The sequence below is a fragment of the Microbacterium sp. TNHR37B genome, from assembly GCF_001620065.1.
In the GTDB taxonomy this organism is placed as follows: domain Bacteria; phylum Actinomycetota; class Actinomycetes; order Actinomycetales; family Microbacteriaceae; genus Microbacterium.
Window position 1 is genome coordinate 1,287,021 of sequence record NZ_LQGV01000001.1, and the last position, 16,902, is coordinate 1,303,922.

At 67.5% G+C, this 16,902-nt stretch carries 14 protein-coding genes; 5 read left to right on the plus strand and 9 right to left on the minus strand.

What is annotated here, in order from left to right; translation table 11 throughout:
* Positions 1 to 162: 162 nt before the first annotated feature.
* The 9 genes from AVP41_RS06190 to AVP41_RS06230 all read right to left on the minus strand — a co-directional run bounded on the left by AVP41_RS06190 (position 163) and on the right by AVP41_RS06230 (position 10,121).
* On the minus strand, positions 163 to 1,059 hold the full coding sequence (locus AVP41_RS06190; protein ID WP_067162154.1) for a helix-turn-helix domain-containing protein: 897 nt from the start codon (positions 1,057 to 1,059) through the stop codon (positions 163 to 165).
* Positions 1,060 to 1,313: 254 nt separating this feature from the next.
* Positions 1,314 to 1,637: a metal-sensitive transcriptional regulator gene (locus tag AVP41_RS06195; RefSeq protein WP_058859011.1), complete on the minus strand. Its 324-nt coding sequence runs from the start codon at positions 1,635 to 1,637 to the stop codon at positions 1,314 to 1,316.
* Between the two features lie 58 nt (positions 1,638 to 1,695).
* Positions 1,696 to 3,921: a heavy metal translocating P-type ATPase gene (locus AVP41_RS06200; protein WP_067162156.1), complete on the minus strand. Its 2,226-nt coding sequence runs from the start codon at positions 3,919 to 3,921 to the stop codon at positions 1,696 to 1,698.
* Between the two features lie 42 nt (positions 3,922 to 3,963).
* Positions 3,964 to 4,557, minus strand: coding sequence for a YdhK family protein (locus AVP41_RS06205; RefSeq protein WP_058859009.1), 594 nt, complete (start codon positions 4,555 to 4,557; stop codon positions 3,964 to 3,966).
* Between the two features lie 115 nt (positions 4,558 to 4,672).
* On the minus strand, positions 4,673 to 4,951 hold the full coding sequence (locus AVP41_RS06210) for a YHS domain-containing protein (RefSeq protein ID WP_058859008.1): 279 nt from the start codon (positions 4,949 to 4,951) through the stop codon (positions 4,673 to 4,675).
* A gap of 39 nt (positions 4,952 to 4,990) precedes the next feature.
* On the minus strand, positions 4,991 to 7,318 hold the full coding sequence (locus AVP41_RS06215; RefSeq protein ID WP_067162159.1) for a heavy metal translocating P-type ATPase: 2,328 nt from the start codon (positions 7,316 to 7,318) through the stop codon (positions 4,991 to 4,993).
* Complete coding sequence (locus AVP41_RS06220; protein WP_067162161.1) at positions 7,308 to 8,291, minus strand: heavy metal-binding domain-containing protein; 984 nt, start codon at positions 8,289 to 8,291, stop codon at positions 7,308 to 7,310. Before AVP41_RS06220 ends, AVP41_RS06215 begins: the two co-directional genes overlap by 11 nt.
* Before the next feature lies 1 nt (position 8,292).
* A complete protein-coding gene (locus AVP41_RS06225) occupies positions 8,293 to 8,508 on the minus strand; it encodes a heavy-metal-associated domain-containing protein (protein WP_058859005.1) in 216 nt (71 codons plus the stop codon).
* Positions 8,509 to 8,567: 59 nt separating this feature from the next.
* Complete coding sequence (locus AVP41_RS06230) at positions 8,568 to 10,121, minus strand: MFS transporter (protein ID WP_067162163.1); 1,554 nt, start codon at positions 10,119 to 10,121, stop codon at positions 8,568 to 8,570.
* A 152-nt stretch (positions 10,122 to 10,273) separates the two neighbouring features.
* On the opposite strand from AVP41_RS06230, the gene AVP41_RS06235 reads away from it, so the two are divergent.
* The 5 genes from AVP41_RS06235 (at position 10,274) to AVP41_RS06255 (ending at position 16,856) form a co-directional block, all read left to right on the plus strand.
* Positions 10,274 to 10,930, plus strand: a complete 657-nt coding sequence (locus tag AVP41_RS06235; RefSeq protein WP_067162165.1) for a TetR/AcrR family transcriptional regulator — start codon at positions 10,274 to 10,276, stop codon at positions 10,928 to 10,930.
* Complete coding sequence (locus AVP41_RS06240; protein WP_067162167.1) at positions 10,930 to 12,120, plus strand: FAD-dependent oxidoreductase; 1,191 nt, start codon at positions 10,930 to 10,932, stop codon at positions 12,118 to 12,120. Before AVP41_RS06235 ends, AVP41_RS06240 begins: the two co-directional genes overlap by 1 nt.
* 352 nt (positions 12,121 to 12,472) lie before the next feature.
* Complete coding sequence (locus tag AVP41_RS06245; protein ID WP_067162169.1) at positions 12,473 to 13,087, plus strand: TetR/AcrR family transcriptional regulator; 615 nt, start codon at positions 12,473 to 12,475, stop codon at positions 13,085 to 13,087.
* Positions 13,084 to 16,083 (plus strand): non-ribosomal peptide synthetase, encoded by a 3,000-nt coding sequence (locus tag AVP41_RS06250; protein WP_067162172.1) that lies wholly within the window; start codon positions 13,084 to 13,086, stop codon positions 16,081 to 16,083. The genes AVP41_RS06245 and AVP41_RS06250 overlap by 4 nt, the downstream gene beginning before the upstream one ends.
* Positions 16,080 to 16,856 (plus strand): leucyl/phenylalanyl-tRNA--protein transferase, encoded by a 777-nt coding sequence (locus AVP41_RS06255; protein WP_067162174.1) that lies wholly within the window; start codon positions 16,080 to 16,082, stop codon positions 16,854 to 16,856. Before AVP41_RS06250 ends, AVP41_RS06255 begins: the two co-directional genes overlap by 4 nt.
* Positions 16,857 to 16,902: the final 46 nt, after the last annotated feature.

The window sequence follows — 16,902 nt, forward strand, 5'->3', positions numbered from 1 at the left end:
CCAGCAATGACGAGACGGACAACGGACGATGTGACCGTCAGGCGTGTGGTGAACCCGACGAGTCCGTACCGGACTATCAGCCCCTCAGCGGTCCCGGGCGCCGAGGCGGGCGATGATGCGGATGTGGGTATCTCAGATGCGGCGATCGGTATCGTCCGCTGATCAGGCCACAGCGCGTTCCCGCACCAGCTCGCGGTAACGAGCCGGGGTGACTCCGACCGCCTGGCGGAACAATCGGGCGGCGTGGCCGCGGCTGTTCCAACCGACCTCGCGCATCGCGGCCTCGATCGGCAGGTCGGTCTCCCGCAGCAACCGGGCGAGGTGTTCGGCGCGCACGGTCATCAGGTACGCCATCGGCGACTTGCCGTAGGCATCGACGAACACCCTTCCGAGTTGCGATGGGGACAGGTGCACCGCGTCGGCGAGTGCACCGAGCGTCCACCGTTGCGCCGGCGCCCCGCGCAAGAGTTCAACCACTGCGCGCGCCTCAGCCCGCAGCGGCGCAAGCTGACGCGGGAGTGGCGAACCGGGGTAGGCCGCTCTGCGTTGGGTCAGCGACCGGCGCACCGGTGTGGTCGTCACGTAGGGCGTGATTACGTCCAGGACCGCGAACAGCAACGCTTGCATCCGGTAGAACCGTTCCGGCGATGGGCCGTCCAGACTGAGAGCCACCAGCTCGTCCAGCCACGGCATCAACAGCCCCACGCGGTCCTCACCGAGACGGAGCACCTGCGCCGGCTCGGAGTACAGCTCGTCGGCGAAGTCCTGCGCGTCGAGCCGGTCAGCCAGCAGGGCCGCGTGTTGCCAGAAGACCTGGTCGATGACGTAGTCACGGTCTAGGTAGATCGTCGTCACCGTGATTGACCCTTCAGGCTCGCTCCCGCACAGCGTGTTCGCGCCGAGTACCACCACGTCGCCGACGGCAACGAGTCTCTCGCCGAACTCGCTGAGCAGGAGTGCCGACCCGTGACGGACGAAGATCAACTTCACACAGTCATAAGCCAGGGGTGGGACCGGAGCGTAGATGCTCTGACTACGAGCAAGGATCGGCCCACGCATCCTCTTCGTGTCGCGCCGCACTAGCTTCCGCGACGGTCAGCGGCACGCGACCGCGCAGCGTCCTTCCTCGCCTCGTGCCCTCCATCGGTCAGCGTGGCTCCTGCGAAGCTCGCTCATCGATCACCCACCCCGCGAGCGAACCGGATCGTGACGAGCCAGCGCATCGCCTGGCAGCACCGATGGGCAGACACTTCGACATCGCGGACGACGATGGAAGGCGTGAGCGTGCGTAGAAGGGCGAGCATGGCGAACCCCTATGACTTCACGAGGCGGGCGATGGCGTCGGAGGCCTCTTTGATCTTGGCCTCGGCGCTGAGGTCGCCGTCGCGGATCGCTGCGGTGACGCAATGCTTGAGGTGGTCGTCGAGCAGCCCGAGCGCGACATTCTCCAGTGCTGCGGTGACCGCGCTGATCTGGGTGAGGATGTCGATGCAGTAGGTGTCCTCGTCGATCATCCGGTGGATGCCTCGAGCCTGTCCCTCGATGCGCTTGAGGCGGGCCAGATAGCGGTCCTTGTCGTTGATGTAGCCGTGCCCGGCAGGGCCCTGCCGCATCGGAGGCGTGGTGGTGGTCGTCATCGTGCTGCTCCTTCCCGTGTCTGCTCATGGCGGTGCCCGGCGCCCATGGCCTGACTGGTCATGGTGTCGGTGAGCGGTCGAGGAACTTGGCGGTGCTGGCGGCCGGCGTGAGATCGAGGCGTCGCAACAGCTGAGCATTGAGGGCCACGACGACGGTGGAGGCGGACATCAGAATCGCGCCGATGCTCATTGGCAGGACGAACCCGATGGGCGCCAGCACGCCCGCGGCCAAGGGCACAGAGATGAGGTTGTAGCCGGCGGCCCACCACAGGTTCTGCTTCATCTTGCGGTAGCTCGCGCGAGAGAGATCGATGACCGAGAGCACCGAGCGCGGGTCGGAGGAGGCCAGAATGACCCCGGCCGAGCCGATAGCGACATCGGTGCCGGCGCCGATCGCGATGCCCACATCGGCCTGGGCGAGCGCGGGAGCGTCGTTAACGCCGTCGCCGACCATCGCGACCTTCCTGCCCTCGTCCTGCAGCTCTTTGACCTTGGCGGCCTTGTCCTCGGGTCGCACCCCTGCGAAGACGCGATCGATGCCGAGCTCTCCTGCGACGGTGGCGGCCACGGCCTGGGCATCGCCGGTGATCATCACGACCTGCGCCCCGGCAGCATGGAGAGCATCGACGGCGTCCTTGGACTCGGGGCGGATCTCATCAGCCAGCCGCAGGGCACCGATGACCTGCCCGTCGGCAAGGACGTGCAGGATGATCGCCCCCTCATCCCGCCAGGTCTCGGCTATCGGCAGCTCGGTGAGTCCGTGCTGTTCGAGTAGGTAGGGACCGCCGACTTCCACGGTGGTCTCTCCGATGATGGCTTTGACCCCCACGGCCGGCGAGGAGGAGAAGTCACGTGCCTGGGGGACGTCGAGGTTGCGGTCCTTCGCGGCGCCGGTGATGGCCCGGGCCAGGGGGTGCTCGCTGTCGGCTTCCGCGGCGGCGGCCAACGCCAGCACCTCGTCGTCAGTCCGGTCGCCGACCGGGTGGATGCCGGTGACGGTGGGTTCGCCCTTGGTGAGCGTGCCGGTCTTGTCGAACAGCACCGTGTCGACCGTGCGCATGGACTCCAAGGCGAGGCGGTCTTTGATCAGCACGCCGCCGCGGGCGGCGCGTTCGGTGGCGATGGAGACCACCAGCGGGATCGCCAGGCCGAGCGCGTGCGGGCAGGCGATCACCAGCACCGTGATGGTGCGCACCACCGCGGCATCGGGCATCCCGACGAGTGTCCATACGATCGCGGTGACGGCGGCGGCGCCGAGGGCGAACCAGAACAACCAGGCCGCGGCGACATCGGCGATCCGCTGCGCGCGAGACGACGACGCCTGAGCATCGGCGACGAGCTTCTGAATCCCGGCCAGCGCGGTGTCCTCACCGGTCGCGGTCACCTCCACCCGCAGCCCGGAGTCGGTCGCGACAGTCCCGGCGACCACGACATCGCCCACCTCGCGGCGGACGGTCTTGGACTCGCCGGTGACCATCGACTCGTCCATCGACGCCGACCCGTCGACGATCCGGCCGTCGGCGGGGACCGCGGAGCCGGGTCGGACGATGACCACGTCGCCGACGGTCAGGTCGGCGGGTGCGATCTTCACGACCTGGTCGCCGTCGAGCTTCTCGGCTTCGTCGGGCAGGAGCGCGGCGAGGGAGTCCAGGGCCGAAGTGGTCTGGGCCAGGGAGCGCATCTCGATCCAGTGACCGAGCAGCATGATGACCACCAGCAGCGCCAGCTCCCACCAGAAGTTCAGCTCATGGTCCAGCAGGTGCAGGCTCGCGCCCCAGGAGGCGAGGAACGCCACCGTGATCGCCAGCCCGATCAGCAGCATCATGCCGGGTTTACGGGAGCGGACCTCGCTGATCGCGCCGGTCAGGAACGGCCATCCGCCCCAGAAGTAGATGACCGTGCCGAGGATCGGGGAGACCCACCACACCCACTCGGCGTCGGGCAGATGGTAGCCGATCAGGTGGGCGAACATCTCGTTGAAGCCGACCACAGGGACGGCGAGGACGAGCATGATCCAGAACAGCCGCCGGAACTGCCCGACATGATCGCCATGCCCGCCATGACCCCCGTGCCCTTCGTGAGCGGAATCACCCGCGTGCACGTCGTGTCCACTGTGATCCTGATGGTCGGCGTGACCGTGGTGCCCAGCATCGTGGCCGTGAGCAGAGTGGCTCTTGTGCTGGTGGTCGTGATGCGCGCGACCATGCTCGGGCGCGGAGTGGTGCTCTCGCGTCGCGTTGCCGCCACCGTGATCGTGATGATGTTCGCTGTGCTTGTCGTTCATGCCGGTCTCACTGCTCCTGGTCCGCGTCCGTCCTGTGGCGGGTTAGCTGGTGGGTTCGATTTCGCTTTCGACGACCCACTTGTGGTTGGTCATGGTCATGCCGTCGGCTTCGTAGTCGACGACGTAGACGGTCTCCTCGGTGGAGGAGGCGATGGTGGCCGCAGCTCCGTCCATGCCGTCCATGTGTGCGGCCGCGAGGGTGACCTCGGTGCCGTCGGGCAGGCGTTCGTCGCCGGCGCCTTCGAGTTCTTCCTGGACGACCCACTTGTGGTCGGTGATGGGGTCGCCGCCGGTGGTGGGGGTGTAGTCCACGGAGTAGGTGTAGGTGTCGTAGGCGCCCACGATCGTCGCCGTCGCCCCGTCCATGCCGTCCATGTGGTCGGCGGTCAGGGTGACCTCGGTGCCGACCGGGTAGGTGGGGTCGGTGGCCTCGGTCATGCCCTCGGGCACAGGCCCGCCGTCGGCCGGGTGCTCCATCCCGCCATGTTCGCCGTGCTCCTCCGGGCTGTTTCCCGGCGGGTCCTCATCGGTGTTGTCGGCGGCGCAGCCGGTGAGCAGGATCGCGGCACTCAGCAGTCCGGCCCCGACGGCGGCACCCAGGCGTCGGTTCCGGCGCCGGGTCGTGCGTCCGTTCATGATGTTTCCCTCCTCATGATCGCTTCCCGCCAGCCTCCGTGGCCGAACGCCGGGCTTCGTGCCCACCTGAGTGGTTCTCGGGGGCACGAAGCCGGCTGCGGGTTACGGAGCCGACTCAGGCCGCGTTCGCGTAGCGGTCGGGGTCGGCGTCGAAGAGTGGGCCGCAGGCCGCGCAGCAGAACCAGTACCGCTTACCCTCGTAGTCGCGGTAGAGCCCGGCGGCCTCAGCGTCTGACTTGATGACCGGGGTGCCGGCCATGACCAGGCACTCGGTGACATCGTCGCTGTTCGCCTTAGCGAGGTCCTCGGTGTTGGGAGCGTGGCCGCTGCAGCCGCCAGAGGCGCTGCCGTGGTCGTGATCGTTTCCGTGGTTGTGGTGATCGTGTGCAGTCATCGTGAATGGTGTCCTTTCTGATTTGATGACGGGTTCTTCTCAGACCTGCGCCGGCTCGCGTGCCGGGACAGGGGCACTGTCTGCTGGGGTGTTCTGGTTGTCGGCCTTGGCCTTGAACCTGCGCAGCCTCAGGCTGTTGGAGACCACCGAGACGGACGAGAAGGCCATGGCCGCTCCGGCGAGCATCGGATTCAACAGCCCGAAGGCCGCAATCGGGATGGCGGCGCTGTTGTAGCCGAAGGCCCAGAACAGGTTCTGCTTGATCGTGCGCAGCGTGCGCCTCGCGAGCCGGATCGCATCCGCGGCCGCCCGCAGGTCACCGCGGACCAGGGTGATATCAGCGGCTTCGATGGCCACGTCGGTGCCGGTGCCCATCGCCAGGCCGAGGTCGGCCTGGGCCAGGGCGGGGGCGTCGTTGACACCGTCGCCGACCATGGCCACGACCTTGCCTTCGCCCTGGAGGCGGGCGACGACGTCGACCTTGTCCTTCGGCAGCACTTCGGCGATGACCTCGGTGATGCCGACCTCGGCGGCGACCTGCTCGGCCACGGTCTGGTTGTCCCCGGTCAGCAGCACCGGAGTCAGACCCAGGTCCTTGAACTGGCTGATCGCCTCCGCACTGGTGGGCTTGATCTGGTCCGAGACCACCAGCACACCGCGCGCTTGCCCGTCCCAGCCGACGGCGATCGCTGTCTTGCCCTCGGACTCTGCGGCCTGCTTGGCGGCTTTGAGCTCCTCGTCGAGGTGCATCGACCAATCAGCCAGCAGCGCCTCTCGGCCGGCGACCACGGCGTGACCGTCGACGACGCCTTGGACGCCCTTGCCCTCGATGTTGTCGAAGGACTCCGGGGTGGGCAGTTCACCGACCTGTGCGGTGGCGCCTGCGGCGATGGCCTGGGCGATGGGGTGCTCAGAGTAGTCCTCAAGCCCGCCGGCGATCCGCAGCAGCTCATCACGGCTCACGCCTGGGGCGGGGATCACGTCGGTGAGGGTCATCTTGCCGGTGGTGACGGTGCCGGTCTTGTCCAGCACGATCGTGTCGACGCGCTTGGTGGACTCCAGCACCTCGGGGCCTTTGATGAGCACGCCCATCTGGGCTCCGCGTCCGGTGCCGACCAGCAGCGCCGTCGGGGTGGCCAGGCCTAGGGCGCAGGGGCAGGCGATGATCAGCACCGCGACCGCCGCGGTGAACCCGGCCGAGAGCGGGAATCCTGCGCCGATCCACGCACCGAGCGTGGCGACGGCGATGGCGATCGCGATCGGCACGAACACCCCGGAGACCCGGTCGGCGAGGCGTTGGATCTCAGCCTTGCCCGACTGGGCGTCCTCAACAAGCCTGGCCATCTGCGCCAGCTGGGTATCCGAACCGACCCGGGTCGCCTTGACGACGAGACGTCCGCCGGCGTTCACGGTCGCTCCGGTCACCGTGTCACCCTCGCCGACCTCGACCGGCACGGACTCGCCGGTGAGCATCGACGCGTCGATCGCGGAACTGCCGGAGACGATGACGCCATCGGTGGCGATCTTCTCGCCGGGCCGGACCACGAACTCGTCCCCGACGCTCAGCTCCTCAATGGAGATCCGCTCTTCTTTGCCGTTCCGCAGGACGGAGACCTCCTTCGCGCCGAGTTCGAGCAGGGCACGCAGGGCGGCACCGGCGCGGCGCTTGGAGCGCTTCTCGAAGTAGCGGCCCAGCAGGATGAACGTGATCACCCCGGCGGCGACCTCCAGGTAGATGTGCCCGAGGCCATCGGAGCGGGAAATGGTGAGCTCGAACGGGTGCACCACGCCGCGATCACCAGCGGTGCCGAAGAACAGCGCGACGATCGACCAGATCATCGCCGCACTCGTACCTACGGAGATGAGCGTGTCCATCGTGGCGGCACCGTGCTTGAGATTCATCCAGGCGGCCTTGTGGAAGGGCCACCCGGCCCAGACCACCACGGGTGCGGCCAGAGCCAGGGAGGCGAAGCCCCAGTAGTCGAACTGCAGCGCCGGGATCATCGCCATCGCGATCACCGGGACTGCGAGCACGGCCGAACCGATGAGCCGCTGACGCCGGGTGCGCAGCTCGGCGTCCTCGCGAGACTCGCCGTCATCCTCGCCGCCGGGGGCGGCGGCGTCCTTGGGAGCGGGGAGCTCGGCGGTGTAGCCCGTCTTCTCCACTTCCGCGATCAGCAGCTGCGGGTCGTAGCCCTCCGGGGCGGTGACGCTGGCCTTCTCGGTCGCGTAGTTCACGCTCGCGGTGATGCCGTCGAGCTTGTTCAGCTTCTTCTCGATCCGGTTCGCGCACGACGCACAGGTCATGCCGCCGATCTGCAGTTCGACCCCAGCCAGGTTGGTCCCGGTGGACTGATCAGTGCTCATGGCCTTCTCCTTCCTCCTCGTGCCCGCCGCCGCTTCCGGCGTCGGCGCCGCCGTCGCCAGTGGTGGTGTCGATGACCAGCGACGCGGTGTGCACCTGCCCGTCAACCTGGAAGTCCAGGAACAGCAGGTAGCGGCCGGGCGTGGGTGCAGTGGCCTCGAACACGATCTCCGGGCCCGAGGTCTGCCCCGCGTCGGGCGCCTCGCCGTGGGGGTGGACGTGCAGGTAGGCCAGGTCCCCATCGCGCAGCGCGACCAGATGCCCGAACGCGCCCAGATACGGTTCCAGTACGGTGACCGGCTGCCCGTCGCGGGTAATGGTCATGGTCAGCGTCGAGGACTCGCCCGCGACAAGGTCACCGGTCACCGCGACGTCGAACCCGTCTACGGTGGTCTCCGCGGTCGGCTCCGCCGCCACGGTCTCGTAGCCGCCGGACACCTGCACGGTGGTCGAGAGCGTGATGCCCTCTCCGGTCTGGCCGGGCACGAAGTCCGCGAACACCCGGTAGGTTCCGGCCGCGTCCCACCGCCAAGGGATGGACCACGTGCCGTCGGCGTCCATCTCGGGGTGCACATGGCGGAACTGCTGCCCGTCGGCGCGCACGACGATCAGGTGCAGCTCCTTCTCATGTTCCAGCTCGAAGTCGGTCACCGCCTGGCCGTCAGGCCCGGTGATCGTCAGCGACAACTCACCGTCGGCGCCGGTCTCGGTCGGGGCGCCCAGGTCGGTCAGTTGGTAGCCGTCCTGTGCCACGCCCAGCCCGAGCGACGACGCGTCCGCGGCGTGGCCGGCGTGTCCGCCCTGCCCGTTCATGTCCTCTCCCTCCTCGCTGTTGTGGGCGGCGTGGTCACCGCTGTCTTCTGTCCAGGCCTGCACGGCGCTCTCGGGGACGACCGCGCTCGCCGTGGCGAACGCCACGGCGAACACGGCCACCAGCCCCGCGCCGTACAGGCCGAGCCGCGCAGGCGCCTTCATCTCAGCTCCTGACCGCGGCGTAGCCGGCCTCGTCGACCGCCGCGATCACCGCAGCGTCGTCGAGGGGCTGCTCACTGGTCACGGCCAGGCGCCCGGTCTGGGCACTGACCTCGATGCCGGTCACCCCGGCGATTTCGGAGACCTCGGACCGGATGGCGGTCTCGCAGTGTCCGCAGCTCATCCCGGTCACCTGGTACTCGGTGGTGGTTGCGCTCATCTCAGAACTCCTTCATCTGTGTACGAGTTATTCGAGACTATACCCATAGGGGGTATAGGTCAATGAGTGGATGCTTCCTCCGGACTGTCCTGCGACTGCCCGGTGGGGCGGATGTGACGCAGTCGCGTAGCGGCGATGATCGCCGCCACACCCGCGATGACCGCCGAGACGATGGCCGCAGTGTTGAGTCCGCCCGTGAATGCGGCTTGCGCGGCAGCGATGACCTGCTCGCCGAGCGCTCCCGGCAGTTCCGCAGCCGAGGCGAGCGCCCCGTCGATGCTGTCCGAGGCGGCGGCTGCCGCCTCGGGTGGCAGCCCCTCGGGGAGTCTGGACTCGATGTTGCCGCGGTAAGCGGCGATTCCGACACTGCCGATCACTGCGACACCGAGGGAGATCCCCAGGTCGTTAGCTGTGGTCGCGAGTCCTGAAGCGCCGCCGGTCTTCTCCGGCGGGACGGAGCTGACGACGAGATCGGTGGTCAGAGCCATCGATGGGGCCACGCCGGGGTAGGTGATGACGAAGCTCGCGATCACCAGCGCCAGTCCCGTGCCGGCATCCAGTTGAGTGAACAAGATGTAGCCGACCACCTGAGTGAGTAGGCCGATCGCGATCACGTTGCCGGGCCGGAACTTCCTCGCGAACACCGGCGAGAGCGTCGAGACGACGATCAGCACCGCCGCGGCCGGCAAGATCGACAGGCCCGCCTGCAGCGGCGAGAGCTCCTGCACGTGCTGGAGGTACTGCGTGAACAGCGAGTACACGCCACCGAGCGCTGCAGCCGAGAGCAGGAACACCGCCAGCGCTCCTGAGACAGTGCGGTTGGCGAACAGGCGCACGTCCAGCAGCGGCCGCTCGGCACGCAGCTGGCGAAGCACGAACCACAGTCCGATCAGCAGGCCTGCGACGAGCAATCCGATCGAGGGTCCCGCCGGCTCCTGCGCGGCGAACCGCTTGATGCCATAGATGATCGCCAACAGGCCGCCAACCAGCAGCAGAGCACTGAACAAGTCGATCCTCGCCGAAGGATCGCGGTGCTCTGGCACCAGCAGCGGGGCGGCGATAGCGACCAGTGCCATGATGGGCACGGCCACCAGGAAGGTTGCCTGCCAGCCAAAGCCCTCCAGTAGGACACCCGAGAGCAATGGGCCGAGGGCAACGCCCGCGGAGATTCCGCCGGCCCACACCCCGATCGCGACGCCGCGCTGCTTCGCGTCGGCGAAGAGCACGAAGATCAGCCCGATCGTCGCCGGCACCATCATTGCCGCGGCCAGCCCGAGGATGGCCCGCCAGGCGATCATCAGTTCCGGGATCGTCGTCAGCGCCGCGGCGATCGAGACGGCGGCGAACAGGATCGCGCCGATCACCATGAGCAGGCGCTTGCCGATCCGATCGCCGAGCACGCCCATCGCGACGAGGAACCCGGCCATCACGAAGCCGTAGATGTCGAGGATCCACAGCAGCTGGGTGCTCGACGGGTTCAGGTCCGCGGCCAGGTTCGGGGCGGCGAGGAACAGGATCGTGAGCATCATGAACAGCAGCGTCGAGGGGATCACCAGCACGGCGAGCCCCCACCACTGCTTGGCGCCGGCACGCGGCGCGGCGGTGTCGCTCATTGCGCACCCCCGGGGATGTGTGTCGTGGACATGGTCGTCATCTCCTCTCTGCCGGTCCCGCCTCGCCCTCCGAGCCGGAACTCGATCATCGGTGTACGAGTTGTAACGGCTACACTATCTCATACATTCCAGTACGACTTGTGAGGTGGATCATGACGGCGAAGAGGACGACGCCCCGCGGCGCGACGGCCGGTGCGTCAGGTGGCGGTGGGCGGGCGGCCAATCAGCGGGCGGATGCGCAGCGCAACCGGGCGAGGATTCTGGCCGCGACGGCGACGGCGATCCGTAAGAACCCCGACGCGTCGGTCGGCGACATCGCCGCCGAGGCCGGGATGGGCAGAGTGACCGTCTACGGGCATTTCCCGACCCGTGCGGAGCTGATCGAGGCTGCCCTGGTCGACAGCCTCGAACGCGGCGAAGAGGTGCTCAGCGGGGTGCCCTTGGATGGTGATCCGGGTGAGGCGTTCCGGCGGCTGGTGGCCTCCAGCTGGGTTCTGGTCGACCAGTCGCGGGCGCTGCTGGCGGCTGCGCTGAAAGAGCTGCCCGCGGCACGCATCCGGGAGTTGCACGAGAAGGCCGAGGGGCGGATGCGGGCTCTGCTGCTTCGCGGCCAGCGCGAGGGCGTCTTCCGGGTCGATCTGCCGGTGTCCTGGCTGCTGACCACCACGCACGTGGTGATGAACGGTGCTGCCGAAGAAGTGCGTGCCGGGCGCCTCGACGCCGACGACGCGCCGTGGTTCATCGAGGCGATCCTGCTGCCCGCCTTCACCGCCACCACCAGCACCACCACCATTGGGGAAGGAGCCTGATGAGTATGCCGAGCGTCGCGATCATCGGGGCCGGTGCCGCCGGCACCGCAGCCGCGAGAAGCCTGCACGCCGCCGGCCTCGACGTCGACCTCTACACGCGGAGCGGCGAAGCACCGTACAACCGGACGTTGGTCAATAAGGGCATCGCGATCGGGCTGCTCGAACCGGCCCAGGCGGCCCTGCCCGACACCGGGGCCACCCTCCGGTCGGAGACGGTGCGCGGCCTCGACCCGAGGTCTCGGCGGTTGCGCCTGGACTCCGGTGATACCCGCGCCTATGACGCGCTCCTGATCGCCACCGGTAGCCGGCCGCGCACGCTGGATGAGGAGGTGATCGGCCGCGACCAAGCGATCAGCGCCGGCAGATTGACCACCCTGCACTCGGCCGCCGACGCCGTCCGCCTCCGCGATCTGCTCGCGACCACCAAGCCTGCCCGGGTGCTCATGCTCGGCGGCGGCCTCGTCGCCTCCGAGACCGCGTCACTGCTCACCGACGCCGGCCACGACGTTGCCCTCATCACCCGCGCCGCGATCCCAGGAGCGAACGCCATCGGCGCACACGTCGCCCGGCGGCTACGCGACCTGCACCGCCCCCAGCACGCCGCCTACCTGGAACGAACCGTGCGCTCGATCCGCACCCACACCGACCGCATCAGCATCACCCTCAACGACGGCAGCCGGGTCGAGGGTGACCTCGCGATCGTCGCGCACGGCACCATGCCCGCCGCCCCCGCACCCTGGACCGGGCCCGACGGCATCCCCGTCGACTCCCGCCTGCGCTCCATGCACGCCCCGCGCCAGCGGATCTACGCCGCCGGCGGCGTCGCCGTGCATCACTATCCCGGCCACGGCTCCTACCGAATTGACCACTGGGACGACTCGGCCGCCCAGGGCATCCACGCCGCGAACACGCTGCTACACGACCTCGGTATCGCCGGCGACCCCGGCCAGTACCTGCCGAGCTCGACGTTCACCGCACGCATCCACGGCCACACCCTCACCGGCGCCGGACACCCCGCCCTGGGCAACCGCACCCGCATCCTTTCCGAGGAACCGCTGATCACAGCCCACTACCTCGACGAGGTGCTGGTCGCGCTCACCGGGGTGAATGCCGCCGGCCCTATGCGTGAGCTGATACCCCGCCTGCATCACCCTGATACCGCGGCTGATCCGGTGACGCAACAGGCCTGAAGTATCGTCGATCCAACCGGCGTTCAGACTGTGCGCACGCAGGCGTGCTGGCGCACACCGCGAGAGCGACTCGGGCAATCTCGGTCTTTGCGCACTACCCGATGGCTCGTCGTCTCTGCGGCAAAGCCCAGGCACATGCTTTCCGATCCTCACCGATCGAACCCGACTCAGCCCGACCAGTTCTGAGCGAATCGCCTATGCCCGTCTTCGCCAGCCCAAGCGCTGCGGAGCGACGCTCAGGCGGCTGATCACGCAGGTCCGAGCAGACGCCGTCGCCTCATAACTCATACACCAGTGCCTGTGTTTCTGGTACCGTAAGTCAAACAGCAGTGTTTGACTATCGGAGTTGGAGATGATGCCTCGCACCACGATCACCCCCGAACGTCGCCGCTCGGATGCGACCAGAAACACCGAGCGCATCCTCGCGGCAGCTATTTCGCAGCTGAGCACTCGCCCCGATGCCACCATCACCAGCATCGCTCGCGAGGTCGGCCTCGGTAGAGTGACCGTCTACGGGCACTTCCCGTCTCGCACGGCCCTCGTCGATGCCGCCGTCGGCCGCGTCATCGCCGACAATCAAAAATGCCTCGACGACGTCGCCGGGAATCCCGATCCCGTCCGCGCCTTGGAGTACGTGCTCGGGATCAGCTGGCAGCTGATGGACCAATCTCGGTCCATCGTGATGGCCGCCTCTGACGCGCTCACCCCAGCACGGCTGCGCGAACTCCACGCGGCGTTCGAGGCTCGCATCTGCGCACTCATCGAACGTGGACAGGCAGTGGGCATTTTCCGCTCCGATCTCCCCGCCTGGTGGCTCGTCACCGCCATCCACCGGATCTTCCACGGCGCCGCGAACGAGATGGCCGGGAACCGACTGGATCAGGGGAAGGTCCTGCCTCTACTGATCGGGACCGTGCTGGCACTGATTCGCGACCCCGCGGCCTCCCCGAAGGAGAGCACGTCATGATTACCACCCGCACCTATCTTTGCGACCGTGTCGACCAGATGGCACGGTTCCGGCCCGAGGCGATCGCCGTTGTCTGTGGCGACCTCCAGCTCACCTATGCTCAGCTCGCCGCGCAGGCAGCAGACCTTGCCGACGAACTCGCCCAACACGGGCTGCCCCTCAACGGCTCGGTCATGGTGGCCTTGCCACGCGGGCCTGAGCAGATCGTGGCCATGCTGGCGATTTGGCGAGCTGGTCTTGCCTACCTGCCAATCGACCACCGAGACCCGCCCCAACGCCACAACGAGATCCGTCGAATTACCGGCGCGGTCGCCACGCTGACCCTGCAACATTCCACTTCTACGGACGCGCAGGCCGTCACGATCACCCCTAACATCCCCGTGATAAACGCGACCTCAGCCGGTTCATGGCAGACCGAGGCTTCAGAGATCGCCTACGTGATCTTCACTTCCGGTTCCACCGGCCACCCCAAAGGAGTCGCCGCCTCCCATCAGGCCCTGGCTTCTCTACTTGATCAGCTCGTGACTCGCTACGGCATCACGGAAGAGGATCGCGTACTGCAGTTCGCGGCGTCGACTTTCGACACCTCAATCGAGCAGATCGGCGTGAGCCTGGCCGCCGGGGCGACGCTGGTCCTTCCCGAGACCCTCTGGGCGCCCTCGGAGTTTCACGACAAGATCAGCCAGGCCGGTGTGACCGTCATGGACCTCACGCCCAGCTATTGGCGCGAAGTCGTCGCACATTCCGCCGACGCCGACGTCGCCGACCAATCGATCCGACTGCTCATTCTCGGCGGTGCGGCAGTGTCCAACCGCGATCTCAAGGCCGCGCGGAGCCTCTATCCGCGGGCCCGCGTGCTCAACGCCTACGGCCTCACCGAGACCGGCATCACCTCCTGCCTCTCCGAAGTCCACGACATCGGCGCCCTCGATGACGGCCCGGCCGCCGTCGGGTTTCCTCTCGATGGTGCTGGCGTGCGCATCCTCGATACCCACGGCACTCCCGTGGTCGACGGCCGCGCCGGAGACGTCGCTGTCTCCGGGCGTCTGGCATTGGGCACTACACACGCAGGCGCCGGCCTGGACCCGCTGCCGAGCGTGAAGCTCGATGGTCACCATTTCTACCTCACCGGGGACACCGGCTTCCTGGACCCGCGTGCCGGCCTATTCATCACCGGGCGTGCTGACCGGCAGCTGAAGATCCGCGGCTACCGCGTCGACCCGGAAGAAGTCGAGAACATCCTGCGCAGCCACGACGCCATCAGTGACGCCGCAGTGCTCGGCGACAGCGAGGGGACCCGCCTGCATGCTTTCTACACGGTGGCCCCGGGGCGTCGGGATCCTGGCAGTCAGGCCGCACGAGATCATGTGAGTGCCGCGCTTCCGGCGCACGCCGTTCCCAATACCGCCACAGTGGTGGACTCACTGCCGCAGACCGCCCACGGCAAGACCGACTACAAGGCTCTGGCCGCCGGCCTTGAAGCGCTCCCCGCCGAGACCCCAAGCACCACCATCGAACTGGATTCGGCGATCGAGCACGCGGTGGCAGGCATTTGGACCGAGGTCCTCGGCATCGCCCGTCACCAGCTCGGGCTGTCCTTCTTCGACGCCGGCGGCACCTCTATAGCCGCTGCCGAACTCGTCGCCCGCACCCGGTCCAGCCTCGGCATCCACGTCCGGTTCGTCCGGGCGCTGATCGAGCGGCTGCTCAGAGACCCGTACTTCACCAGCTACTGCCAGGCCGTCGCGCACGCCCGCGCCGGAGTCCTCGAAGCCGGTAGCCATCCACGCACTGCCATGCAGGCAGACCTCCAACGCTCCATCACCCTCAACGGCGCAACTCCGAGCCCGGGCCCGCCGGTCCTGGAGGAGACCTCCACCATACTGCTCACCGGCGCTACCGGCTTCCTGGGCTCGCACCTGCTGCCACGACTGCTCGCATCGACCCCGGCGCGGCTGGCCTGCGTGGTGCGCGCCCCGTCAGAGGAAGCTGCACGCCAGCGATTGCGTACTGCTTGGGAGACCTACGGTTCGGCCCCGGACGTTCGTCCGGAGGATGAAGCCCGCATCGACATCGTCCTCGGGGACCTCGCCCAACCCTGCCTCGGGCTGGACGAGATCAACTTCGAGGGGCTGACCGAACGCACCAGCCTCGTGGTGCACTCGGGCGGAACGGTCAACTTCATCTACCCCTATGCGCAGATGAAGGCGGCCAACGTCGATGGCACCTATGAGCTGCTGCGCCTGGCAGCCAGACATGGCATCGCGTTCCACTACGTCTCCACAATGGCGGTTGTCGCCGGCCACGGCGTTGCCGGTACGCGCACCATCAGCGAGGACACTCCTCTGGATCACCTCGACCAGCTTGGTGTCGGCTACGCCGAAAGCAAATGGGTTGCTGAACACCTGGTGCAGGACGCTGCACGGGCCGGGCTGCCAGTGGCCATCTACCGGGCAGCCGACATCTCCGGACACAGCAGCCGCGGCACTTGGAATACCACCACCGAGATGTGCTGCATGAAGCGTTTTATTCGCGACATCGGAGCCATCCCACACGCCGAGCTCCCGATGGACTACACCCCGGTCGACGTCTTCGCCGACGCCCTGGTCCACATAGCCACCCACGAACCGGCCACCGGGCAGGTTTATCACCTGACAAACCCGCACAAGGCTCCCATCTCGCTGCTCCAGCAACGTCTCCAGGCGCGCGGCAACACGATCGCGGAGATCCCTTGGGCGGACTGGGTCGCCCAGATGATCGACCTGGCGGTCACTAACCCCGAGCATCCGATGACCCCCTTTGCGCCCCTGTTCATCGACAAGTGCCCCAGCGGGCAGATGAGCGTGGCCGAGATGTACCTCGAGGACACGTTCCCCGCTTTCACCCGAACCAACGTCGAGCAGGCCCTGGCTGGCACGGACATTACCTTCCCCGATGTCGACGCCGAGCTGATCGACCGCTACCTCGACTTCCTGGAGCGAAAGGAGTTCCTATGAGTCTCGACTGGACCGCGCTCAGCCGCGACACCCTCCCAGCCACCGGGCCCGTGGCTTTCGACGCTGACCTCTCAGCGCCGAACATCTTTGCCGCAGCGTCACACGGTTTCTACTGCTTTCCCGCTTCCTCCTACGAAGAAGCCATGCTCAATGAAATCCGCTACGCCGCGGACGCCGAGAGCGGCAGCCTCACCGTCAACGAGCAATCGTCCGAGCCTTACTCCGTCGCCTGGTTCAACCCGGACCCCCGGCCCGTAGCAGAGCTGACCACCCGCCGCACCGGCCGTACCATGCGCCGATTCGCCCGACGGCGCGCCGAGTGGCGCACGAGCATCAACGCCGCCTTCGACCAGGTCGTCAACGCCTGCGCCCAGACACACCAGAGCACCTGGATCACCGACACCCTCCGACCGGCCCTGCAGGAGCTCCATGAGCAGGGGCTGGCTCACAGTTGCGAGGTCTGGCACGACGGAGAACTGATCGGCGGAGTCTTCGGCCTCCAACTTGGCGCGGTCCTCTCCGCCGACTCCCAATTCACCCTCGTCGAGGGCGCTGGCAAGATCGCCGTCGTCGACCTCATGACGCGCTTCCTGCAAGGCGGAGGGCGTCTCTTCGACTTCCAGCATGACTCCCAGCACGCAACAAACCTGGGAGCAAAGCCGATGCCCCGTGCTGCCTACCTGCAATCCCTGCGCCAGCTCATCGAGAAGCCGGTCCATATTCCCCACGAGCAGCGCTCCGCCGAACACCTCGCAGAGTTGGTGACGACATGACAAATTCTATTCGGACCTTAACCCTCGCCCAGCGCCCGGACTTGCT